Genomic DNA, 21,445 nt, shown 5'->3' on the forward strand with positions numbered 1-21,445 from the left:
GCGAGATCATCAGGCGTGCAAGATGCGATCTCAACGAGATCGATTTTATTTTCCACGATGCGGCAGCCGTGGGAAAAATGCGGCCGCTTCAAGCGCTTAGATCGAGAACTACATGAAAGAAATTACTCGAACAGCGGCGCCAGCTCCATCTGAGGCACCAGCACCAGGCCCTTGTCGGTGATGCGAATTTCCGGAATGACCGATAGCGGAATCAAATTGAAGCCCATGTAGGGAATGGTGCAGCCCGCCTCGGCCCATTCCTTCTTCAGCGCCTTCACCTCTTCGGCGACTTCCGTCACACGTTTGTCGGAGAGCAGGCCTGCGATCGGCAGCGGGACCAGTGCCCTCACCTTGCCGTCGGCGACCACACAGACGCCGCCCTGCTTTTCCTTGATGGCCGAGATCGCGACTTGCATGTCCGGTTCATTTGTTCCGGCGACGATGATGTTGTGACTGTCGTGCCCGACGCTGGAGGCGACCGCGCCGCGCTTCAGGCCAAAGTCCTTCAGGAGGCCATGGGCGGCGTTGCCGGGCGACTTGCCATGGCGCTCGACCACCGTGACGAAGCAGAGGCCGTAGCGTTCGAACAGCGACGGCCAGTCCTTTGCCGGCTCAATCCTGACCTTCTCGTGGATCAGCGTGATGCCCGGCAGCGCGGTCTTGATCGCGTTGACGGTGCAGGCCTTCGTCGGCAGTTCCGGCGTCAGCTTCATCTTCTCCGGCAGCTTCACGGTCGCATAAGCCGCCTTCGGATATTGATAGCGCTGCGACAGCGCCTGATCGAGGAGCTTCGTGATCTTGCCGTGCTCGACCACGAGCTCGCCGCCATACCAGGTGCATTGCGGCTTGAGCTGATCGTCCATCAGCACGAGATCGGCGCGGCGGCCGCCGCCGAGCCCGCCAATGTCACCCTCCATGCCGAAGCGCGTCGCCCCGTGCAGCGAGCCCATCGACCAGGCCTGCTCCGGCGACATCCCGGCCTTCACCGCCTCCCGCACCACCCAGTCGAGGCCGAACAGCAGCAAATCGTCGGCATCGCGGTCGTCGGTGCAGACGGCCGTGCGCTTGTGCGAGGCGCCGAGGTCGGTGATCGTCCGGATCGCCTGCGGCAGCGAGTGCCAGGGCGTGGTCGGCGGCCCGCCGCGCAGGAAGACCCAGACGCCGGCGTCGAGCAGGTCGTCGGCGATGTCGCGGTCGATCGCCTCATGGGTGTCGGTGACGCCGCTCGCCGCATACGCCGCGACGAATTCACGGCCGTAGACGTGGCCGGACACCGGCCGTCCCCGCTTCAAGGCAGCGGCGAGAATGGCGTGGCTGCGCTCGTCCCCCATCGTGACGGGCACGAAATCCATCTTCTCGCCGAGCGCGACCGCCTCGGGCCAGCGGTCGAACAGACCGGCGATCTTGTCCGGCGTGAGATCGCCGCCGGCGGTCTCAAGCTCAGCCGAGGTCGCCGGCACCGTGCTCGGCACCGTCAGGAAGATCGAGAGCGGCGCCTCGCGCGCGTCCTCCAGCATCGCCTCGACCCCGGCGACGTCCATGACGTTGCCGATCTCGTGGCTGTCGCAGAAGATCGTCGTGGTGCCGTTGAGCAGCGCGGCCTCGGCATAGGCGCAGGCCGTCACCATCGAGGACTCGATGTGGATGTGCGGATCGACGAGGCCCGGCGCGATGATGCCGCCGGCCGCGTCGTAAGTCGCGATGCCGCTCCAGACCTTCTTCGCCGCTCCGGCAGGCTTCACCGCCGCGATGCGGCCGCCGGTGATCCAGACCTCGCGGCCTTCGTGGATACGCTCCGAATAGGTCGAAAGCACCCGGGCGCCTGATATGACGAGATCGGGCGCGACGCGCGCCGAGGCGACATCGGCCAGACGCCGTGTCATCGAATGGAGCGGTGCGACGGCGAAGCGGGTAAGTTTGGTCATCGGGACCCTCGCGTGGCGTTACGGCCACGCGATGGTTACGCCCTGCGCCAAGCCGGGCAAGCGTAAATATATCGGCACGCCCTGCTTACGCCTTAGGCGGCGAACCGCCTGCCGTCCCCGACCTTGCAGTCCTGCGCGAGTTCCGCCGTCTCGGCGGTGCTGCGGCAGCGGGCTTGACCCGAATCCGCATCGACCGGCCCTTTGGCTCATCGATCTCGAACGAATTCGTCTTTCGCACCAGGTCACTCAGCTTGCGGAAACCGAACGTTCTCGGATCGAAATCCGAGGCGAGATTGGCGAGCTGCCGGCCGACGTCACCGAGCGTGACCCAACCGTCTTCACTCTCCATTTGGGTGATGACTTTCTTGATGATGGGTGTGGCGGCCTCAGGCGGCTGAAGCGGCGCCGGCCTCGAGGCGGCATCCTGGGTGGTCGCCGCGCCGGCAAGCAGGTTCTCCGTGTAGACGAACCTTCGGCAGGCCTGCCTGAAGCTTTCCGGTGTCTTCTGCTCGCCGAACCCGAAAACATCGACGCCCTGCTCCCGGATGCGGGCGGCCAGGCGGGTGAAGTCGCTGTCGGATGACACCAGGCAGAAGCCATCGAACCGGCCGCTGTGAAGCAGGTCCATGGCGTCAATGACCAGGGTTATGTCGGACGCGTTTTTCCCCGTTGTATAGGCGAACTGCTGCTGCGGGATGATGGCGTGCTTCGACAGAATGTCGGCCCACCCCCTGGATCGCGCATTGGAAAAGTCGCCGTAGATGCGGCGAACGCTCGCCTCGCCGATCTTGGCGATCTCCTCGAACAGTCCATCCGCGATCTTTGCGGAGGCGTTGTCGGCGTCGATCAGGACGGCGAGACGGGGCGAGCGAAGGTCCGGCATGGCGTTTCCTCAACGAGAGGGACGCAGCACTCGGAGACGCGCGCGTCGGGACGGCTAATCCTCGTTTGCCTTGAACCGCCCGAGACCCTTTAGCACGAAGGGCGCCAGCAGCGCGATCAACGCGACGCCGAGCAGCGTCGCCGAGATCGGGCTCTGCAGCAGCGTCATGGGATCGCCGAGGCTGATCGCGAGCGCGCGGCGCAACTGGCTCTCGGCGATCGGGCCGAGGATCAGGCCGACGACGACCGGCGCGATCGGGAAATCGAACCGGCGCATCAGGAAGCCGAGCACACCAAAGCCGGCCAGCATCGACAATTCCACCACGGACGGCTTTGCCGCGATGGTGCCCATGGTCGCGAAGACGAGGATGCCGGCATAAAGCCAGGGCTGCGGAATCGCGAGCAGCCGTACCCATAGGCCGACCAGCGGCAGGTTGAGCACCAGCAGCATCATGTTGGCGATGAACAGGCTGGCGATCAGGCCCCAGACCAGGTCAGGCCGCTCGGCGAACAGCAGCGGCCCCGGATTGAGGCCGTATTGCTGGAAGCCGGCCAGCATCATCGCGGCGGTCGCCGAGGTCGGCAAACCCAGCGTCAGCAGCGGCACCAGCGTGCCGGCGGCGGAGGCGTTGTTGGCGGCTTCGGGTCCGGCGACGCCTTCGATCGCGCCCTTGCCGAACTCCTCGGGGTGTTTCGTCAGCCGCTTCTCGGTCGAATAGGACAGGAAGGTCGGGATCTCGGCACCGCCCGCCGGTAGCGCGCCGATCGGGAAGCCGAACATGGTGCCGCGCAGCCACGGCTTCCACGACCGCTTCCAGTCTTCCTTGGTCATCCACAGCGAGCCGCGCACCGGCTCGAGCTTCTCCTCGGTGTGGTGGCGGCGCGATGCGACGTAGAGCGCCTCGCCCACCGCGAACAGGCCGACCGCGAGCGTCGTCACCTCGACGCCGTCGAGCAATTCAGGGACGCCGAACGCAAGCCGCGCCTGACCGGTCAGCTTGTCGATGCCGACGAGGCCGAGCGTCAGGCCGATGAACAGGCTGGTCAGGCCACGGACAGGAGAATCGCCGAAGGTCGCCGACACCGTGACGAAGGCGACGCACATCAGCGCGAAATAATCTTCGGGGCCGAAGCGCACGGCGAAATCGACCAGCCATGGCGCGAGGAAGGCGAGCCCGATGGTGGCGATGGTGCCGGCGACGAAGGAGCCGATCGCGGAGGTCGCGAGTGCCGGGCCGCCGCGGCCGGCCTTGGCCATCTTGTTGCCTTCGAGCGCGGTCGCCATCGATGCGCTCTCGCCGGGCGTGTTGATGAGGATCGCGGTGGTCGATCCGCCATACATGCCACCGTAATAGATGCCGGCGAACATGATCAGCGAGCCGCCGGGGTCGAGCTTGTAGGTGACGGGCAAGAGCAGCGCGACCGTCAGCGCCGGGCCGATGCCGGGCAGCACGCCCACGGCGGTACCGAGAAATACGCCGATCAGCGCATAGAGCAAATTCATCGGCTGGACGGCGACCGCCATGCCGTGGGCCAGCGCGGCAAAAGTGTCCATCACAGCAGTCGCTCCAGCGGGCCGGCGGGAAGGCTCAGCGTCAACAGGCGGTCGAACGCCAGATAGATGAGGGTCGACATCACGAGCGCGATGATGCTGTCGACCAGGATGGCGCGGCGCCCGAACGCCGCCGACGTCGTCACGAACAGCGCCGAGGTCGCGAGGATAAAGCCGCCGCCGAAACCGATGATGGCGATCAGCAGCGCAAGGCCAACGAGGATCAAGACCACCGGCACGGGATCGGCGCTCTCGCGCGCCGGCAGGTTGCCGCGCAGCGCGTCGATGAAATTGCCGATCGCGAGCAGCGCAAGGCCGCTGGCGACCACGACCGGCATCGCCTCCGGCCCCATGCCGTACATCGCGGCCGATTGCAGGCCGCGCGCGTCCCAGACCAGCACTGCGGCAAGACCTGCAAGCAAGGCAGCGATGACGATGCCGGCGCGATCGACGCGCCGCGGCGGCTGGGCGGGATCGCCTGAGCTCATGACTTGACGAGACCGACCGATTTCAGCACGTCGGTGACGCGGACGATTTCCTTCTTCAGGAAGTCGGCGAAGGCGTCACCGCCGAGATAGGCATCCTCCCAGCCCTTCTGCTTGAGGATTTCCTTCCAGGCGTCCGACTTGACCATCTTCTCGACCGCGTCGCTGAGCGTCTTCTTCTGCTCCGGAGTGATGCCGGGAGGAGCGACCACCGAGCGCCAGTTGGCGATGACGAGGTCGATGCCTTGTTCCTTGAAGGTCGGAATGTCGCTGCCCGCGATGCGCTTCTCCGAGGTCACGCCGATCGCGCGCAGCTTGCCGGACTTGATCTGCCCTTCATATTCGCTCAGGCCCGAAATGCCCGCGGTGACCTTGCCACCTAGGATCGCGGCGAGCGACTCGCCGCCGCCGGAGAACGGGATGTAGTTGATCTTCTTGGCGTCGGCGCCGACGGCGCTTGCGAACAACGCGGCCATCACATGGTCGACGCCGCCGGCCGAGCCGCCGGCGAAGGTCACCTTGGCAATGTCGGCCTTCACTGCGGCGGCGAGATCCTGCGCATTCTTGATCGGCGAGTTCGCGGGCACCACGATCACCTGGATTTCCTCGGTGAGCCGCGCGATCGGCGTCACCTGCTCGAGGGTCACCGGCGACTTGTTCATGGCGAGCGCGCCGACCATGACGAAGCCATTGACCATCAGCTGGTTGCCGTCGCCCTTGGCGCCGTTGACGAACTGCGCGATGCCGACGCTGCCGCCGGCACCGGGAACGTTGGTGACCTGCACGCTGCGCGCCACGCCGGAGGCGACCAGCGCCTGCTGCATCGAGCGCGCGGTCTGGTCCCATCCCCCGCCCGGGGCCGCCGGCGCCATCAGCTTGAGCTCGAGCTGCTGGGCAAAAGCCGGAGTTGCTGCCGCAAGGGTCAGCGCGACGGCTGCGCCGACAAGGCGCGCGGGGAATTGAAACATTAGGGCAGTCTCCAGGCTCATGCGGACGTGTTGATCGTGTGCCGCATTGTGTCGTTTGGTCGCATATCAACCAAAACGGCCGATGCTGTCCAGCGACAGCGCCCGGTTTCCTCGTTAGGCGGAGGTGGGCATCACCCCGCCGAGCGCGATGGTCAACTCACCGGCGACTTCGCGCACGATCTGGCCGATTTCCGGCAATCTGTCGTCGGTCAGGCGGCTGGTCATGCCCGAGACCGAAATCGCCGCGAGCGGCTCGGCACAGTCGTTATAGACCACTGCGGCAATACAGCGCAGGCCCATGCAAGCCTCCTCATCGTCGATCGCAAAGCCTTGCTTGCGGATCTTCTCGAGCTCCCTGAACAGATCGCTCGGCCGCACAATCGACTTCTCGGTCAGGCGAGGCATGCCGTGATGGCGGATCACCGCGCCGACGTCCTCGTCGGAATAGGTCGCGAGCACCGCCTTGCCGACACCCGAGGTCACCATGGGGACGCGTCCACCCATCTGGGTCAGCGACCGCATGATCTCGCGGCTCTCCATGCGGGTCAGCACGATGATGAACTCGTCGTCGACCACGGCAAGATTGGCGGTCTCGCGGGTGAGATCGCGCAGCTTGCGCAAATATGGAATCGCCTGCGTGGAGAAATTGCGCCGCCGCGCAAAGCTCGCGCCGACGGTGAAGCTACGCACACCGACATGCCATTTGGATTCGGCGCGGTCGAACTGCACGAAGCGACGGCTTTCCAGCGTCGCCAGCAGGCGGTGCACGGTCGAGGCGGACAGGCCGGTACGTACGGCGAGATCGCTGAGGCGATAGCCTTCGTCGTCCTCGGCCAGTGTCTCTAGGATCGAAAGCGCGCGATCGACGGACTGCACGCCGCCGTCACGCGCCTCGTGCTCGGCCTCCGATGGCGACCGAGGTTCGAGCGATTTGCGCCGGATCACGTTCTTGCTCATCGCGACCTGCATTTGCCAGTCAGACAAGACGCGAGCCGCCTCTTCTCCCTCTCCCCGTTCTTACGGGGAGAGGGTTGGGGTGAGGGGCTATCTCCGCGAGTAGGGTGAGAGATGGACTTGCGGAGAGTCCCCCTCACCCGGAATTTGCTACGCAAATTCCGGCCTCCCCGCAAGCGGGGAGAGGCGAATGTCAACGGCTCAGAGCAGCCCTGCCCCGCGCGCCCACTTGTACTTGGCGCCCAAGACCTCGACCGGCAGCTCGGTCGAATAGGCGTAGGCCGGGATGCCATGCTGGTAAAGATATTCGGCGGCCTCCTCGACCTCGACGTCGCCGGCGAGCGAGGCGACCATCGGCTTCACGAAGCCCTTGGCCTCCATCTCCTTCTTCACCTCGACCATGTTGCGGGCGAACACCATCGGCGGCGTGACGATGGTGTGCCAGTAGCCGAGGATCAGCGCGTGGATGCGCTCATCCGACAGGCCGAGCTTCACCGTGTTGACGTAGGTGATCGGCGGCTCGCCGCCGGTGATATCCACAGGATTTCCGGCAGCTCCAAACGGCGGGATGAACTTGCGGAAGGCCGCGTCGAGATCCGGCGGCATCGACATCAGCGACAGGCCGTTGTCGACGCAGGAGTCCGACAGCAGCACGCCCGAGCCGCCGGCGCCGGTGATGATCAGCACGTTCTCGCCCTTCGGCGTCGGCAGCACCGGCACGCCGCGGGCGAATTCGAGCAGCTGGCGCAAGCTGCGGGCGCGGATCACGCCGGACTGCTTGAACACGTCCTCATAGATGCGGTCGTTGCCGGCGAGCGCGCCGGTGTGTGACGAGGCCGCCTTCGCACCGGCCGAGGTGCGGCCGGCCTTGAGCACAACGACCGGCTTCTTCTTGGAGACACGCTTGGCGGCTTCCGCGAAGGCGCGGCCGTCTTTCAGATCTTCGCAGTGCTGCGCGATCAGGTTGGTGTTCGGGTCCTGCTCGAAGAAGGCGAGCAGATCGTCCTCGTCGATGTCGGACTTGTTGCCGAGGCCGACGATCGCCGACACACCCATTTTCGCCGAGCGCGAAAAACCGATGATGGCCATGCCGATGCCGCCCGACTGCGACGACAGCGCCGCGTGGCCCTTGACGTCGTAGGCGGTGCAGAAGGTCGCGCAGAGATTGGCGGGGGTATAATAGAAGCCGTAGATGTTCGGCCCCATCAGGCGGATGTCGTACTTCTTGCCGACCTCGACGATCTCGGCCTGCAGCTCCGGCGCGCCGGCTTCGGCAAAGCCTGACGGAATCAGCACCGCGCCCGGGATTTTCTTCTCGCCGCATTCGGTGAGCGCAGCGGCCACGAACTTGGCAGGGATCGCGAACACCGCGACGTCGATCACACCCGGCACGTCCTTGACGCTCTTATAGGCCTTGTAGCCGAGGATCTCGGCGGCCTTGGGATGGATCGGATAGATCTCGCCCTTGTAGCCGCCGTTGATGAGGTTCTTCATCACGGAGTTGCCGATCTTGCCGTCCTCGGCGGAGGCGCCGACCACGGCGACCGCCTTCGGCTGCATGATGCGGTTCATGGCCGCGACGATCTCTTCGGTCGGACGCGGCTTCGGCTTCGGCTTGTAGGCGAAGTCGACGACGATGCGGACGTCCGCGGCGGTCGCGCCCTTGGGGGTCGCGAACACGGGGTTGAGGTCGAGCTCGACGATTTCAGGGAAATCGGTGACGAGCTGCGAGACCTTGACGATGACGTCGGCGAGCGCCGTGCGGTTCACCGGCTCGCCGCCGCGCACGCCCTTGAGGATCTCGTGCGCCTGGATGCCATCGAGCATCGACAGGGCATCTTCCTTGGTCGCGGGCGCGAGACGGAAGGTGATGTCCTTGAGCACCTCGACCAGCACGCCGCCGAGGCCGAAGGCCACCAGCTTGCCGAACGAGCCGTCGGTGATGGAGCCGACGATGACCTCGGTGCCGCCGGCCAGCATCTGCTGCACCTGGACGCCTTCGATCTTGGCATCGGACTTATATTTCTTGGCGTTACCGAGGATGGTCTCGTAGGCCTTCTCGGCATCCTCGGCCGTCTTGAGGCCGACGATGACGCCGCCGGCTTCGGTCTTGTGGAGAATGTCCGGCGAGACGATCTTCATCACCACCGGGAAGCCCATCGCGGAGGCCATCTTGCCGGCCTCGCCCGCCGACTTGGCCACGCCCTCCTTCGGCACCGGAATGCCGTAGGCGTCGCAGACCAGCTTGCCTTCCGGGGCCGTCAGGCTGGTGCGGTTGTCCGCCTTGACCTGGTCAAGCACCTTGCGGACGGCATCTTTGGAATTGGACATATGGCTTCTCCCTTGACCTCAGTTCGTTCTTTTCAAAGCGCGCGCGCGTTGCGGCTGCCCGTGATGCTTGCCATTCGCCGCGCTTTGTTCCATGCGGCGGAACGGAGTGGCATAAAGCCAACAATACTCCGCCGGCTTGGATCAAAAATGGCTGGCGATGGCATTTGGTATGCCAGAAGCCAACTTGTCAAGCCGCCGCATGACTTAGAACGCCGCAAAAAATAGGCAGCTTGACATTCTGGCATGTGGTATGCCAAAAACTTTCCCGCTAATAATCCTGTAAAAGACGACTCCCACCTGGAGGAGATTCGTCGTGTCACTGCGGAAACCAACCAAGGCGTTGCCGAACATGGCCGAGGCAGATATCGCAATCGTTCGTATTGCCCCGGAGAGCAGCTTCAAGAACAAGGCGTATGACGCCTTGAAGGAAGCCATCCTCAAGATGGACATCTACTCGACGCCCGAGCCGGTGATGCTCGACGAGCGCGCGTTGTCCGAACGTCTGGGTGTCAGCCGAACGCCGATCCGCGAAGCGATCGCGATGCTCGAGCAGGACGGTTTCGTGAAGACCGTGCCGCGCCGCGGCATCATGGTGGTGCGCAGGACCAAGAGCGAGATCGTCGACATGATCCGCGCCTGGGCGGCGCTGGAGAGCATGGCGGCGCGCCTCATCACCACCACCGCGCGCAAGAAGGACATCTCGGCGCTGCGCGACTTCTTCAAGGACTTCGGCAAGGACCGCCTGCCCGAGGATCACGTCGAGGAATATTCGCGCGCCAACATCGCCTTCCACCAGGCGCTGATCTCGCTGTCGGAATCCCCTGTTCTGGTCGATCTCACCAACGACCTGCTGCTGCACGTGCGCGGCTACCGCCAGCTCACGATCGGACGCAAGGACCGCACCGCGACCTCGCTGCCCGAGCATCTCGCGATGATCGAAGCACTTGAGGCGCGCGATACCGAGCTCGCCGAGAAGCGCGCCCGCGACCACACCCTCGGCCTTGCCGCTTACGTCGAAGCGCATGGCCAGGAACTGTTCACCTAGCAACCTTCACCAGAAGGGCGAAAAACTCGCCCCACTACTTGAGACCAGGGAGACAAGGCCCATGCTGAATACCGCGACCAAGTCCGAGGCACCGGGCACCGAGCAGGAACTGACGGATGGCTTCCATCTCGTCATCGACGCGCTCAAGCTGAACGGCATCAACACCATCTATAATGTGCCGGGCATCCCGATCACGGATTTGGGCCGCATGGCGCAGGCCGCGGGTATTCGCGTGATCTCCTTCCGCCACGAGCAGAACGCCGGCTACGCCGCGGGCATCGCCGGCTATCTCACCAAGAAGCCCGGCGTCTGCCTCACGGTCTCGGCGCCCGGCTTCCTCAACGGTCTCACCGCGCTCGCGCACGCCACCACCAACTGCTACCCGATGATCCTCGTGTCCGGCTCGTCCGAGCGCGAGATCGTCGACCTCCAGCAGGGCGACTATGAGGAGATGGACCAGCTCGCGATCGCAAAGCCGCTGTGCAAGGCGGCCTATCGCGTGCTGCACGCCCAGGACATCGGCATCGGCTTTGCCCGCGCCATCCGCGCCGCGGTCTCGGGCCGTCCGGGCGGCGTCTATCTCGACCTGCCGGCAAAGCTGTTCGGCCAGGTGATGAACGCCGACGCCGGCCAGAAGTCGCTGGTCAAGGTGATCGACGCAGCACCCGCGCAGATTCCCTCGCCCGCCTCCGTGAAGCGCGCGCTCGACGTGCTCAAGAGCGCGAAGCGTCCGCTCATCATCCTCGGCAAGGGCGCGGCCTATGCGCAGGCCGATGAAGAGATCAAGAGCTTCGTCGAGAAGAGCGGCGTGCCGTTCCTACCGATGAGCATGGCCAAGGGCCTCCTCCCCGACACGCATCCGCAATGCGCCGGTGCTGCCCGCTCGACCGTGCTGAAGGACTCCGACGTCGTCATGCTGATCGGCGCGCGGCTGAACTGGCTGCTCTCGCACGGCAAGGGCAAGAGCTGGGGCGAAACGCCGAAGAAGTTCATCCAGGTCGACATCGAGCCGAGGGAGATGGACTCCAACGTCGAGATCGTCGCGCCCGTGGTCGGCGACATCGGCTCGGTCGTCTCCGCCTTCAACCAGGCCATCGGTGCGGGCTGGACCGCGCCGGCCGAATGGACCAAGGCCGTCTCGACCAAGCGCGAAGAGAACGTCGCCAAGATGGCGCCGAAGCTCATGAACAACAAATCGCCGATGGACTATCACGGCGCGCTCGGCGTCTTGAAGAACGTCATCAAGGATCACCCCGAGGCGATCCTCGTCAACGAAGGCGCCAACACGCTCGACCTCGCTCGCGGCGTCATCGACATGTACAAGCCCCGCAAGCGTCTCGACGTCGGCACCTGGGGCGTGATGGGCATCGGCATGGGCCAGGCGATCGCGGCCGCGCTCGAGACCGGTCATCCCGTGCTCGCGGTGGAAGGCGACTCGGCCTTCGGCTTCTCCGGCATGGAGGTCGAGACCATCTGCCGCTACAACCTTCCGATCTGCGTCGTCATCTTCAACAATGACGGCATCTATCGCGGCACCGACGTCAACGGCGCGAACTCCGATCCGGCGACCACAGTGTTCGTCAAGGGCGCGCGCTACGACAAGATGATGGAAGCTTTCGGCGGCGTCGGCGTGAATGCGACCTCGCCCGATGAGCTCAAGCGCGCCGTCAACGAGGCCATGGCCTCGGGCAAGCCGACGCTGATCAACGCGGTGATCGATCCGGCCGCCGGCTCGGAGAGCGGCCGCATCGGCAACCTCAATCCGCAGAGCGTTCTGCAGAAGAAGAAGTAAGTCCACCCCTCAACCCTTATTCCCTGCGGTTTGCGGGGGCAGACAGAGTACGGAGCAATACGATGACCAAAGCGCTCACGGGCGTTCGCATTCTCGACTTCACCCACGTCCAGTCCGGACCGACCTGCACGCAGCTGCTGGCCTGGTTCGGCGCCGACGTGATCAAGGTGGAACGCCCGGGCGTGGGTGACATCACCCGCGGCCAGCTGCAGGACATCCCGAACGTGGACAGCCTGTATTTCACCATGCTCAACCACAACAAGCGCTCGATCACGCTCGACACCAAGAACCCCAAGGGCAAGGAAGTCCTGACCGAGCTGATCAAGAAGTGCGACGTGCTGGTCGAGAATTTCGGCCCCGGCGTGCTCGATCGCATGGGCTTCCCCTGGGAGAAGATCCAGGCGATCAACCCGAAGATGATCGTCGCCTCGATCAAGGGCTTTGGCCCTGGCCCGTACGAAGACTGCAAGGTCTATGAGAACGTCGCGCAGTGCACCGGCGGCGCCGCCTCGACCACCGGCTTCCGCGACGGCCTGCCGCTCGTCACGGGCGCGCAGATCGGCGATTCCGGCACCGGCCTGCACCTGGCGCTCGGCATCGTCACCGCGCTCTACCAGCGCACGCATTCGGGCAAGGGCCAGCGCGTCACCGCCGCGATGCAGGACGGCGTGCTCAACCTCGCCCGCGTCAAGCTGCGCGACCAACAGCGCCTCGCCCACGGCCCGCTCAAGGAATACAGCCAGTTCGGCGAAGGCATTCCGTTCGGCGATGCCGTGCCGCGCGCCGGCAACGACTCCGGCGGCGGCCAGCCGGGCCGCATCCTGAAGTGCAAGGGCTTTGAGACCGATCCCAACGCCTACATCTACTTCATCACCCAGGCCCCGGTCTGGGAGAAGATCTGCGACGTGATCGGCGAGCCCACCTGGAAGACCGATCCGAACTACGCCAAGCCGGCGGCCCGCCTGCCGCGGCTGAACGAGATCTTCGCGCGCATCGAACAGTGGACGATGACGAAGACCAAGTTCGAGGCGATGGAGATCCTCAACAAGGACGACATCCCCTGCGGCCCGATCCTGTCGATGAAGGAGATCGCCGAGGACCAGTCGCTGCGCGCGACCGGCACCGTGGTCGAGGTCGACCACCCCACCCGCGGCAAGTACATCTCGGTCGGCAACCCGATCAAGCTGTCGGAGAGCCCGAGCGAGGTCACCCGCTCCCCGCTGCTCGGCGAGCACACCGACGAGATCCTGCGCAGCGTGCTCGGCTTCTCGGACCACCAGGTCGCCGATATCCACAAGTCCGGCGCGCTCGATCCGCCGCAGAAGCAGGCCGCCGAGTGAGCGGAGCCACTTCAATCAAGACGAAAGGGCCGCCCTCGGGGCGGCCCTTTTTGCATCGGCAAGGTCGTGGGGTTGTAGGCTCAAACCAAAAAACTGAAAACAACCCCATGCACAGTAGCCAACCCCCTTGGTCTTGACGTATTTCTGATTATACGAATTATTGCTTGACGCGTCGGGCAAAACAGGGATAATATGGCATCATCCGAAAGAGTAAAACTCGGGTCGAGGCGCCGCCGGTTTCCCATAAGAAAGCTGGAAGCTATCGGACGAACTCAGCCTGCATGCTTCACTCGCAATGCGAAGCATCGTCCGGAGACGCACGCTTTGGCGGGCTCCTCACCATGAGGGTCTAAAATCTCGCCGCGAAATGCGACCTCATCCTAAGGGCCCGCCATAGGCTGGCGTCTCGAAGGCTGCGCCGCAGAGAAGCTTGTAGGCCATGAACTCATAAATTAATCGGGCGGACGACTTGCCGGAGTCCGCTATGCACCGATAGCGCCTAGAGTTTGCAGCTCAGCTAACTGCCGCGATGGGCCAGGAGCGGTCATCGGCGAGCTTGTTCGATGGCCTAGTGGGGCGCGAAGAGAATCCCGGAATGGCAGGCCCATCCTGACGATGGTTGTTCGCAGGTCATGGAGTCGCATCAGAACCTACTATCGGAGTAAGAAATAGAAAGTTGCTAGTACAACGACTATGACCAAAACCAAGCCAATGGGAGATATTACTGCGGAAGTCCTGCGGCCCAGCACATCATTCAAGTCAATCACAGACTCTTCGGACTTGGACCACGCGGCAGAAATCGCTTTCTTATCCTTCTCGCCGAGAGCCTTAAACCACTCCAACATGGCTTCATGAGAATGAGTGCACCGTCTGTAGAGGGATGATCCTAACCAGTATCTGTTTTGTGCGAATGTTGCACTCAAGTCGACATCTACCTCCATTACGGCGTTACGCAAGTTGGTTTCGTCGTCTTCAAGAGACTTGCCGATCGCAACGGACAGGACCCGCAGCTCTTCCTTAAGACGATCTATACCCTCTTGTGCCGAAGATGACGTTTCGTGTTCGTCTTTTTTCTTTTCCCAGTCCATTCCTCTGCGTACAGTGTTGTGTAAAGAACCAAGTATCCTACGCATTAGTTCGAGCTTCGCACAGACCGCAGCCGCCGCTTCGATTCGTCGTTTCGCAAGTTCTGCCTGGGTAGTAAGAGCTGCCTTATATCGCTCGACAAGCGATGCTCCGAAGAGTCCGAGGAGCGCAACGACGATTGCGAGCACGCCTTTATCAAGGAGTACCAACAATACTTTTTGACCAAAGTCGGTGGTGTCATCTGGCATTGGGATCTCCTGACGAAGATACACCGCACCGGTGTTGCCTTGCTAACCACGGCCGCGCGTGTCCGGGGCGTCAGTTCCGCGCGCCCAGAGCTTGCCATAACGCGGGAGGCAAGTCCCTATGGCACTAAGCCATACCGGAATTGAGCTGAAGCGAGCCGAGGTCCACAAGGGGTCAAACTGAGAAGAACTCATCTAGAGCAGAACGAGTCCGCTCTCGCCTTGAATGCCGACGTGTGAGCGGACATAGATTACGGTCGCTGAGGGCCAAAAGCAGGAGTCGCTCGACATCTGAGCATCTGTGCGATTTCGGACCGCGGGCCGCCGCTGCCGAAGTTGAGGTCGCGCACGGCGCCGGTCTATCCGGGCAGCGCCTCAACGAGCTTTCCGAAGCCGCCGATCCCCTACTGAGGGCAAGCCTCCACGTCTAATCCCTGGATAGTTAAATTACGTAAAGCCACGTCCGACCCGCATCGGCCGGATGATTGATGGCAGTCGGTGCGCAACACGCTTGCGACACTGCATCCGCCGCTTCGAGCATTTTCAGCGGCGCGACCTCCAAAAGCCGGGCACGTCGCCATTCCCTGAACAGACTAGGAGCGTGCTTTCTCGAACCAATCCGATCCTACAACGGGATCCGCTGCGCCTGAGAATTCACCACTTTTTACCTCTTTTTACTGGCTTTCAGGTGGATCACACCCGACTGTTGCGGAATGACGTGGGTCGTACCGACTGAGGGAGCTGCCATGCGACTTTCTTGCGCGACTGTCGTCGCCCTGACCATTGCAAGCGCACATCCAACGTTCGGGCAGTCCACGACTTCCGCATGTGGACCGGCTGCAACGCCCGCTCATCGCTGCACTTCGCCAACGCCCGGCGACAGCGCAGGCGCTTCAACCGTTCATTACCGCACGGCCACGATCAGCGGCGTGAACGTGTTCTACCGCGAAGCCGGGCCAGCAGATGGACCCGTCGTTCTCCTCCTGCACGGCTTTCCGACATCCTCACACATGTTCCGCAATCTGATCCCGAATCTGGCCCACCGATACCGTGTCATCGCGCCGGATTACCCCGGCTTCGGGCAAAGCGATGCGCCGGATCGCAACCGCTTTTCCTATAGGTTCGCGAATTATGCCGAGATGATCGACGCCTTGCTGGATCAACTGGGAGCAAAACGCTACGCCATGTACGTCATGGATTACGGCGCACCGGTCGGCTATCGCCTCGCCATCAAGCATCCAGAGCGTGTGACTGCCCTCATCATCCAGAACGGCAACGCCTACGAAGAAGGATTGGGAGAAGCCTGGGACCCGATCAAGGCGTATTGGAAGGAAGGAACGGAGGAGCGGAGGAATGCGCTTTCATCCCTCGTCTCTCTCCCCGCGACGAAATTCCTATACACCGACGGCGTCCGCGATCTGACGCGCATCAGTCCTGACAACTGGGTCCACGACCAGGCGCTGCTGGATCGTCCTGGCAATAAGGACATTCAGCTCGACCTGCTCTACGACCACCGGACCAACGTTCCGCTTTATCCCGCGTTCCAGGCCTTTTTTCGCGAAAGGAAGCCGCCCGCTCTGATCCTTTGGGGCAAGAACGACAAGGTCTTTCCTGAAGCCGGCGCACACCCCTATCTGCGCGACTTGCCAGACGCCGAGTTGCACATTCTCGACACCGGTCACTTCGCACTTGAGGACCAACTCGACGTGATGGCGCCGCTAATCAGTGACTTTCTCGACCGAACGAATGAACGACGCTGACGCAAGGATGGGTTGTGCCCAAGGGAAAGACCTGATCCTGGGGTCGACAGCGATCAAGATCGAGGTATGGGGAGGCGCGAGCCCGACCGGTGCAACCGGCCAGTACCTGAATGAACTGGTCGTGCCGGCCATGGCTCAACGGCACCGTCGTTCCGGCTGACGGACGGGTCGTCGATCCAATCCACTACTCCAAACGCCGTCCCCACAACACGAAAGGAATCCCTATGAAGTATCTGGCATCTTTGCTGGCAATCTCCGCTCTCGCGATCACGTCGACCTCCTCGGCAGCTCAGCAACAGAAAACGACATCCGTCGTCCTCGTGCACGGCGCGTTCGTCGATGGCTCAGGCTGGCAAGCGGTATACGATCTCCTCAGAAAAAGCGGATACGAAGTGTTGGTGGTCCAGAATCCGACCATCACGCTCGAGGGTGACGTCGCCGCCACGGAAGCCGTGATCGCAGCAGCCAAACACCCTGTCGTGCTAGTCGGCCACTCTTATGGCGGCATGGTGATCACACAGGCTGGCGACAATCCGAAGGTCAAGAGCCTGGCTTACATCGCGGCGTTTGCGCCGGACGCTGGCGAATCTGCTGCATCGCTGAACGAATGGCCAGCGGAGCCTGGTGAGGCGAAGGCGCCCCTGCTGCCGCCGCAGGACGGTTACCTCCTGGTCGATCCCGTGAAGTTCCCGGCTTCCTTCGCAGCGGATTCCCCTGCGGCGCTAACCCAATTCATGGCGGCTGCGCAGGTGCCATGGGGACTGAAAGCCGTCGAAGCCAAGGTCACGAAAGTGGGCTGGAAGGCAAAGCCAAGCTCCTTCCTGATCCCGTCTCAGGACCGCATGATAACCCCGAGTTCACAAAGAAAGATGGCCAGGCGAAGCGGTGCGCGAGTGGAAGAGATCAATAGCAGCCACGCAGTGATGCTGTCTCATCCGCGGGAGGTCGCCGTGTTCATCGAGTCTGCCGACCGATAATCGACGCGAAACGGATCAACTCACTCGAAACCTGGCGACGCTCATTCATGGAGTTCAACTCGATGACATCAGCCGTCAAGATCGCTGCAGTCCGGACCGCCCGCCCGAGCAAGGTTGATGACCTCTGGTTGTTGCTCGACGAGATGGCTCCCCAATGCAGGGCGGAGCCAGGAAACATTCGCTGGGATGTCTGGAGAGACCGGTCGCAGCACAATCGCTTCGTGCTCGACGAGTTGTATCAGGATTCCGCTGCCGTTGAAGCCCATCACGCGACGCCTCATTACCAACGCTATCTCGGGCGAGTTGGAGATTTGGCCGACCGTATCGCATTTATCTGCGATCCTGGATTGGTGGCGACCTGAAATGCTGTCTGGACGTCGGAGATTGTCGCTGCCAGGCAGTGCAGCTATTTGCGCACAGCAGGCATCCCGCCGACTCCCCAATTCCGCTTTGGGTCAAAATGCGAAAAACTCAGCGCGAGCAATCCAGTCCGCTCCGCCCGGCTAAGCGGACCTCAATGAGCGGTGTCGTCACTTCGCTGATGGGCCAGATCCGGACTCTGCGAATTTCACGAGGTGTGGCGGACAGGCGAGATCGCCACGCTTGCCTCACGAGGCATAACGCCGATATAGCACGACGATAACAGCGAGCACCGTCCCGGCATAGACGAGCTGCGCTGCGTGATCCAGAGCGACAGCGGCGCGCTTTCGGCCGGCCTCCCGAAGTTTTTCATGTTTGTAGCCCGCCAATATCGCCATCAGACAGAGTACGAAGAAAATGTAGAACATCTCTTCGACCACCACCGTATATCCGACATCGCCGATCTGAGTGTTCACTGCCACGAGCAGCACCGCGCTCGCCAGGATCGAAGTCACTGGAATTGTCACGCGTTCACGAAACATGGTTTCGGGAAAGAATAGCGTGGCGAATACGACGAGCACGAGCAGAAACATCGGTAGCAGGTTCTTCAGCATGTAGATCGAGGAACTGCGGCGCAGCATGATGGTCGCATCGAAGCCTGCGAATTCCGTCATTGCCTCGGCACCAAACAAAGACGCCTTTCCGAGCGTCGATCCGCTGGACAGGGATTCGACGAAATAGTTCAGTCCGAGAAATCGCCATAGCTGAAGTCCGGAATAGGCCCCGTCCTCGGCCAGCGAGCTTCCGTCGTCGGCAAGGCGCAACCCGAACCGATCGATGACATAGGTGATCAGCTCCCGCCGCTGTTCCGTGTTCTGGAAATGCAGACGCAGTTCCTGCGTGTCGAACGGATAATCATGAAGATCGAAACGGGCCTTGAAATCGCCGTTGATGCGATAGAGCCGATAGCTCAGGCCGTCTTCTTTTCCAGCCTGAGTGGGCCGAGCTGGATCGAACGCCCCGCGATCCAGTAAAGCCGGAAATTCGACGTGTGTCTGCGCCTCATCGTCGCCAGCGAACCTCATCCAGAGATAGAAGTCGACGTTGAACGAATTTTGCTTCACGTCGATCCGGCTGACGCGGATGATGTCGATGCCGGTATAAACGACCCGCTGAATCCAGTAGCGCCGGTCCTCGAACGCGACGACATGGCTCTTGTCCTGCTCCGCAGCGAGATCAATTCCATCAGGCTGATCGACGCGCACGAGTTGCTGCGGTGCCGTGACGAAGCGGCCATAATGGAAGAAACCCATTCGGATCGGGCGGGGAATGTCGCGATTCGCATTGAAATAGAGCCGCCCCGTCAGCCCGACGACCGCCGATTTTGGACTGTCGATCGCGGCCAGTGCGACGCGTACCCGGTCGCGATCCGCAGCCTTGCTGTCGGATGGTTTCTGAATCCCCTGCGCCATGAACCGGCGATGGACCGCAGCTCGGTTCAGCGCATCTATCATCAGGCGCGCGGCGTCATATGAGCCGCCGCCGACCCAGCTTGGGGAAGTTCCCGCTTTCGCTTTGTAGTCGGCGGCAAAAACCTGCGCCGCCACGCTGGCGCTGTCGAAAATCAGCGACGATGCGGCGTACAGGTTCTCACTGAAGAAACCCGGATGCATCTTTTCCTCGGGCTCGTTGACGAAATTTTGCAAATAGCTTTCGCGCCCTGCGCCCTGGGTCGTGATGATCGTCCCCTTGATGCCGCGGCGACGCAGCGCCTTGACGATGTCTGCGATATAATCGGCCGCCGCGCCGACGACGATGACACCGGGACCGGGCTCCTGCGCGGTAGCGTCCAGCGCCTTGTCCATCGATCCGATCTGACCGTCCGCAACGTCCAGTTCGAACACGTGCAGCTGCTCCGGCGGATAGGCCGCCGCAAATCCACGCTCAAAACTCTTGCCATAGGAATCGCGCGTGTGAACGAGGCGGACTTTTGGCTCCTTCATCACGGCGCGCAGATGTTCCGCGATCGAGCGCGCCTGTGCGGAGACCGGCGACAGCGCACGAAAATAGTAATCATTGCCGGATGTCAGCTCGTCGGCAGCCGCGCTTCCCGTGAGCGCCGGAATCCGCGCATCCTTATATACCGGAGCTGCTGCGAGCGACGCGGAGCTAAGATAATGGCCGAGCACAGCGACGCACGGGCTGTCGGCGATCGCCTGCGCATTCGCGCGCGCCACGGCTGGATTGCTCGCGTCATCGAACAGAACGAGTTCAATCGACCGTCCGTTGACGCCACCCTTGGCGTTCACATCGTCGATTGCAAGCTGCATCGCGGCCAGGCTTTCCGTTCCGGCCGGGGCCGACGGGCCAGAGAGCGAATTGGCGAACGCGATGCGAATAGGCTCCGGGCGAGTCAAGAGGATGGCGGCCCAGGCGACGGCGAGCACTAGGGCAACGCCCGCAACAACGGCAAGCCACCTGATGAGCCGCTGCTTCATCTTCGATCCTTGCATCGATCGGCATAAGCCGAGATTCTCCAGATCGAGGTCTCAATCAGGCCGAGATTGCCGCCGCTGAGAGCGTTTTTCAAGCCCGTCCCATCGCCGCCGGCAAGACCTACGACCACTCAAAGCGGATGAAGGAAAAGTGCGTGGTCGCGTTTGGGTCATTCACTGCGGAGTTAGAGCGGCCCCCAGGCGCCCCACGGCCGCAAGCCTCTGAAAGCAGACACGATCTACGCGTCACAACGCATCGATGCCCTCACAAACCGAGGAGCACGATCATGCCTGACGAAGACAGCCTGCTCGGCCACACTAAGATCGAAAGCACGGTCCGCTATCTCGGCATCGAGGTTGACGACGCCCTCGCGATTGCCGAACAAGTTGATGTCTGAATCACCAGGGCAGAGCGGACATGCTCTGCCCATCGGCCATCAGCCGCCTCTGGCCAACAACTGACCTTTGTTTTGATTTGCGTTAGCTTACGCTAGCCCCCCGATGATCTTGTCAACATCCGCTTCCGGGAACACCTTGACCGAAGTCGTCCGTACGTTCCCGATGGCGGCCAACGACAAGAGAAACTTGGCCATGGCCTCATCGTCGGCGGCCTCAGCGTGGATGATGAGGTCATATGTTCCCATGGCGAGATAGCCGGCCTTGATGTCAACGCCGAACTTTTTGCCCAACTCCCTGGCGGCCGCTCGACGCTGCGGCATTTCCCTGATGGTCCGAACACCTTGCTCGGTGAAATTGCAGAGAAGCATGTACGTGGACATGGCGATTCTCCTTTGACAAAGAAGCAATGGACTTAACGGGTCCACGACGTGGATTATGCCACACTGCCTGACCCCGCCCAACCACCAAGATCCCCTCAGGGCGGCTCGAAGCGGCTAGGGGTCACGAGCCGTGATACTTGCGGCGAGCAAATTAAGTCAGCTCTGCCTCCGACAGGAGACCACAGAGAGACCTGATAAATTCGTCGCGATGGGCCATTTCCGGACATCGCGCAATCCTCGGTCGCCGACTCATGGATTCACCCAATTGGCCGCCAGCATTTTGGTCTTGTAAGGCGACGCTGCTTATTGCCAAAATCGAACGTCTACAGTTGTTCTCATCATGCCATGCGCTTCTTGGTGGCGAAAATCCGTACTGACGCACCACCTTGGCAAGATGGTCGAAGGCCGATGTCGGCGAATGGCTGCAAGCAAGACGTGCTATCCCGGAAACATTGGGATAACGTTTCTT

The 21,445-nt window shown here is 62.4% G+C and carries 17 protein-coding genes and 1 pseudogene; 8 read left to right on the forward strand and 10 right to left on the reverse strand.

Annotated features, from left to right (window positions below):
* Positions 1–122: 122 nt before the first annotated feature.
* From QA642_RS33095 to QA642_RS33125, 7 genes are all read right to left on the reverse strand, one after another.
* On the reverse strand, positions 123–1,925 hold the full coding sequence (locus tag QA642_RS33095; protein ID WP_283080632.1) for an adenine deaminase C-terminal domain-containing protein: 1,803 nt from the start codon (positions 1,923–1,925) through the stop codon (positions 123–125).
* 85 nt (positions 1,926–2,010) lie between these two features.
* Positions 2,011–2,808, reverse strand: coding sequence for an NYN domain-containing protein (locus QA642_RS33100; RefSeq protein ID WP_283080633.1), 798 nt, complete (start codon positions 2,806–2,808; stop codon positions 2,011–2,013).
* 54 nt (positions 2,809–2,862) lie between these two features.
* A complete protein-coding gene (locus QA642_RS33105; RefSeq protein WP_283080634.1) occupies positions 2,863–4,362 on the reverse strand; it encodes a tripartite tricarboxylate transporter permease in 1,500 nt (499 codons plus the stop codon).
* Positions 4,362–4,847 carry a tripartite tricarboxylate transporter TctB family protein gene (locus QA642_RS33110; RefSeq protein WP_283080635.1) on the reverse strand — a complete coding sequence of 162 codons (486 nt, stop codon included), beginning with the start codon at positions 4,845–4,847 and terminating at the stop codon, positions 4,362–4,364. Before QA642_RS33110 ends, QA642_RS33105 begins: the two co-directional genes overlap by 1 nt.
* Entirely contained in the window at positions 4,844–5,812 is a 969-nt protein-coding gene (locus QA642_RS33115; protein ID WP_283080636.1) for a tripartite tricarboxylate transporter substrate binding protein, read from the reverse strand. Before QA642_RS33115 ends, QA642_RS33110 begins: the two co-directional genes overlap by 4 nt.
* Positions 5,813–5,926: 114 nt before the next feature.
* Positions 5,927–6,769 (reverse strand): IclR family transcriptional regulator C-terminal domain-containing protein, encoded by an 843-nt coding sequence (locus QA642_RS33120; protein WP_283087026.1) that lies wholly within the window; start codon positions 6,767–6,769, stop codon positions 5,927–5,929.
* Between the two features lie 198 nt (positions 6,770–6,967).
* Complete coding sequence (locus tag QA642_RS33125; protein ID WP_283080637.1) at positions 6,968–9,097, reverse strand: acetate--CoA ligase family protein; 2,130 nt, start codon at positions 9,095–9,097, stop codon at positions 6,968–6,970.
* 349 nt (positions 9,098–9,446) lie between these two features.
* Between QA642_RS33125 and QA642_RS33130 the strand changes: the two genes are divergently transcribed.
* From QA642_RS33130 to frc, 3 genes are all read left to right on the forward strand, one after another.
* Complete coding sequence (locus QA642_RS33130; RefSeq protein WP_167336571.1) at positions 9,447–10,142, forward strand: GntR family transcriptional regulator; 696 nt, start codon at positions 9,447–9,449, stop codon at positions 10,140–10,142.
* Positions 10,143–10,203: 61 nt separating this feature from the next.
* Positions 10,204–11,934: an oxalyl-CoA decarboxylase gene (gene oxc / locus QA642_RS33135; RefSeq protein WP_283080638.1), complete on the forward strand. Its 1,731-nt coding sequence runs from the start codon at positions 10,204–10,206 to the stop codon at positions 11,932–11,934.
* 62 nt (positions 11,935–11,996) lie between these two features.
* A complete protein-coding gene (gene frc, locus QA642_RS33140) occupies positions 11,997–13,274 on the forward strand; it encodes a formyl-CoA transferase (protein WP_283080639.1) in 1,278 nt (425 codons plus the stop codon).
* Between the two features lie 653 nt (positions 13,275–13,927).
* Here frc and QA642_RS33145 read toward each other — a convergent pair.
* On the reverse strand, positions 13,928–14,608 hold the full coding sequence (locus QA642_RS33145) for a hypothetical protein (protein ID WP_283080640.1): 681 nt from the start codon (positions 14,606–14,608) through the stop codon (positions 13,928–13,930).
* 743 nt (positions 14,609–15,351) lie between these two features.
* Here QA642_RS33145 and QA642_RS33150 point away from each other — a divergent pair.
* From QA642_RS33150 to QA642_RS33165, 4 genes are all read left to right on the forward strand, one after another.
* Positions 15,352–16,365 (forward strand): alpha/beta hydrolase, encoded by a 1,014-nt coding sequence (locus QA642_RS33150; protein WP_283080641.1) that lies wholly within the window; start codon positions 15,352–15,354, stop codon positions 16,363–16,365.
* A complete protein-coding gene (locus tag QA642_RS33155; RefSeq protein WP_283080642.1) occupies positions 16,352–16,525 on the forward strand; it encodes a hypothetical protein in 174 nt (57 codons plus the stop codon). The genes QA642_RS33150 and QA642_RS33155 overlap by 14 nt, the downstream gene beginning before the upstream one ends.
* Before the next feature lie 64 nt (positions 16,526–16,589).
* On the forward strand, positions 16,590–17,342 hold the full coding sequence (locus tag QA642_RS33160) for an alpha/beta hydrolase (protein WP_283080643.1): 753 nt from the start codon (positions 16,590–16,592) through the stop codon (positions 17,340–17,342).
* Between the two features lie 62 nt (positions 17,343–17,404).
* Complete coding sequence (locus QA642_RS33165) at positions 17,405–17,704, forward strand: putative quinol monooxygenase (protein WP_283080644.1); 300 nt, start codon at positions 17,405–17,407, stop codon at positions 17,702–17,704.
* Between the two features lie 246 nt (positions 17,705–17,950).
* On the opposite strand, the gene QA642_RS33170 is transcribed toward QA642_RS33165, so the two are convergent.
* On the reverse strand, positions 17,951–20,200 hold the full coding sequence (locus QA642_RS33170; RefSeq protein ID WP_283080645.1) for an ABC transporter substrate-binding protein: 2,250 nt from the start codon (positions 20,198–20,200) through the stop codon (positions 17,951–17,953).
* 302 nt (positions 20,201–20,502) lie between these two features.
* On the opposite strand from QA642_RS33170, the pseudogene QA642_RS33175 reads away from it, so the two are divergent.
* Positions 20,503–20,595: pseudogene (locus QA642_RS33175) on the forward strand (integrase); the annotation flags it as partial.
* A gap of 87 nt (positions 20,596–20,682) precedes the next feature.
* On the opposite strand, the gene QA642_RS33180 reads toward QA642_RS33175, so the two are convergent.
* Positions 20,683–20,976, reverse strand: coding sequence for a GYD domain-containing protein (locus QA642_RS33180; protein ID WP_283080646.1), 294 nt, complete (start codon positions 20,974–20,976; stop codon positions 20,683–20,685).
* Positions 20,977–21,445: the final 469 nt, after the last annotated feature.

Source organism: Bradyrhizobium sp. CB2312 (assembly GCF_029714425.1).
In the GTDB taxonomy this organism is placed as follows: domain Bacteria; phylum Pseudomonadota; class Alphaproteobacteria; order Rhizobiales; family Xanthobacteraceae; genus Bradyrhizobium.

Excerpts from the sequence above, each read along its gene's own strand:
- QA642_RS33180 (WP_283080646.1), bottom strand. The coding sequence starts at position 20,976 with ATGTCCACGTACATGCTTCTCTGCAATTTCACCGAGCAAGGTGTTCGG.
- QA642_RS33170 (WP_283080645.1), bottom strand. The coding sequence starts at position 20,200 with ATGAAGCAGCGGCTCATCAGGTGGCTTGCCGTTGTTGCGGGCGTTGCC.
- QA642_RS33110 (WP_283080635.1), bottom strand. The coding sequence starts at position 4,847 with ATGAGCTCAGGCGATCCCGCCCAGCCGCCGCGGCGCGTCGATCGCGCC.
- QA642_RS33115 (WP_283080636.1), bottom strand. The coding sequence starts at position 5,812 with ATGTTTCAATTCCCCGCGCGCCTTGTCGGCGCAGCCGTCGCGCTGACC.
- QA642_RS33105 (WP_283080634.1), bottom strand. The coding sequence starts at position 4,362 with ATGGACACTTTTGCCGCGCTGGCCCACGGCATGGCGGTCGCCGTCCAG.
- QA642_RS33095 (WP_283080632.1), bottom strand. The coding sequence starts at position 1,925 with ATGACCAAACTTACCCGCTTCGCCGTCGCACCGCTCCATTCGATGACA.
- QA642_RS33150 (WP_283080641.1), top strand. The coding sequence starts at position 15,352 with ATGCGACTTTCTTGCGCGACTGTCGTCGCCCTGACCATTGCAAGCGCA.
- QA642_RS33125 (WP_283080637.1), bottom strand. The coding sequence starts at position 9,097 with ATGTCCAATTCCAAAGATGCCGTCCGCAAGGTGCTTGACCAGGTCAAG.
- oxc (WP_283080638.1), top strand. The coding sequence starts at position 10,204 with ATGCTGAATACCGCGACCAAGTCCGAGGCACCGGGCACCGAGCAGGAA.
- QA642_RS33155 (WP_283080642.1), top strand. The coding sequence starts at position 16,352 with ATGAACGACGCTGACGCAAGGATGGGTTGTGCCCAAGGGAAAGACCTG.
- QA642_RS33120 (WP_283087026.1), bottom strand. The coding sequence starts at position 6,769 with ATGAGCAAGAACGTGATCCGGCGCAAATCGCTCGAACCTCGGTCGCCA.
- frc (WP_283080639.1), top strand. The coding sequence starts at position 11,997 with ATGACCAAAGCGCTCACGGGCGTTCGCATTCTCGACTTCACCCACGTC.
- QA642_RS33130 (WP_167336571.1), top strand. The coding sequence starts at position 9,447 with ATGGCCGAGGCAGATATCGCAATCGTTCGTATTGCCCCGGAGAGCAGC.
- QA642_RS33145 (WP_283080640.1), bottom strand. The coding sequence starts at position 14,608 with ATGCCAGATGACACCACCGACTTTGGTCAAAAAGTATTGTTGGTACTC.
- QA642_RS33100 (WP_283080633.1), bottom strand. The coding sequence starts at position 2,808 with ATGCCGGACCTTCGCTCGCCCCGTCTCGCCGTCCTGATCGACGCCGAC.
- QA642_RS33165 (WP_283080644.1), top strand. The coding sequence starts at position 17,405 with ATGACATCAGCCGTCAAGATCGCTGCAGTCCGGACCGCCCGCCCGAGC.
- QA642_RS33160 (WP_283080643.1), top strand. The coding sequence starts at position 16,590 with ATGAAGTATCTGGCATCTTTGCTGGCAATCTCCGCTCTCGCGATCACG.